Annotated in this window: 2 protein-coding genes; both read left to right on the forward strand. The window is 39.7% G+C overall.

Annotated elements, in window-relative coordinates; genetic code table 11:
* Positions 1-139 precede the first annotated feature (139 nt).
* Positions 140-544, forward strand: a complete 405-nt coding sequence (locus AC3WU2_RS30600; protein ID WP_492458606.1) for a hypothetical protein — start codon at positions 140-142, stop codon at positions 542-544.
* A gap of 241 nt (positions 545-785) precedes the next feature.
* Positions 786-1,410: RNA polymerase sigma factor (locus AC3WU2_RS30605; protein ID WP_492458607.1), on the forward strand; the 625-nt coding region annotated here is incomplete at its 3' end.

Here is a 1,410-nt window from a genome sequence, read left to right on the forward strand (position 1 = left end):
CAAGGGCTGCTACCTATAGGAGTCGGAATTATAATATTAATATTTTGGATAAGTCAGTAAAAACCACAATGTCATTAAGCTAACGGGACACTATAGCTTAATAAATAACTAATATTGTTTCTGTCGGAAATCAAGTAAAGTGAAAGGGGATGGTATTATTTTTAGAGATGCACAACATGCGTGGAATCCTACCCCAGAAGAAATAAAAGCTTGGGCATACAGTGATGAGATGATTCCAGAACAAGATTGGGAATTAGCTGTAAATAGTTTTGTAAATATAACGATGATTTGTTCATTTATTGACGATGAAAACTGCAATCACACTTCATTCTTTCTTAGCAGCCTTTACGTTTTCACAGGAGATATTGTTAGGTCAGGAGACATTCAAGAAATTGAAATGCTTAAAATGTTATTAGATAAAGTGGCAATTTCAGCTAAATCAGATAAACTAACCGACTGGATAAATAGATCTAAGTATCTTATTCAGCAACCAAACACCTATGATTACACATATTGGGGTCTTGGTTCCAAGTACGTTTATTAAGCCTAACGAGGAACGTTAATGGATCATCACTGAAAGAGTAAAGTGTAGGCTCTTCACAAATTAAGAAATATTTCATTTTGCCAGTATCTATTGCCCGTAAATTCTCGTTATATATTTATGAAAGTGAACATGATTTCCACAGGAAGGAGGAACAGATATTCCTAAGGAATCTCTGGAATTAATTTATACTACATTTGAGGAACTAACACTGCCCTTTGAATCGGAGCTTAAAAGGTATTGCATGAGGATCGTCGAATCGACATGGGACGGGGAAGACCTATTTCAGGAGACGATGCTTAAAGCGTATCGCAGATTTTTACGCTGGCCTGAGCGTGAGTTGAGCAAGCCCTATTTATTTCGAATTGCTTCGAATACTTGGCTGGATATATGCCGTAGAAAGAGAATTGCTTTTCACCCAGATTTCTTGATTAATCAAGCGGATGTAGTTTACGAGGAGTGGAGTCCGTATGACGTTCGCGAATCCTTGGAAACACTTATGGATGCATTAGAACCTAGACAGGCAGCACTGATTTTGTTGACGGATGTGTTCGGTTTTTCCCCTTCTGAAACAGCAACGGTGCTAGGGCAACCGGTGACTGCGGTCAAGGCAGCGCTTCATCGCGCCCGAAATAGGCTCCAAAAAGCTGCGGATCGTCATTTTCATCTTTTGGATATGGACAACAAAGAAACGGAGACGGCAATATCTAAGGCGGACGGAGAACTACTTGAGACTTTCGTAATGGCGTTTCGAAACGCTAATTTTAATTCCTTGTTTCTTACATACCGGGAGCTGTCTGTGAGGGGGCTAAAGATAGGTCGAGTGCGTGTCATTCATGGGCATGTATGGTTTTCTTTTCTTGATCCAG

Source organism: Paenibacillus sp. EB106-05-06-XG162 (genome assembly GCF_058791655.1).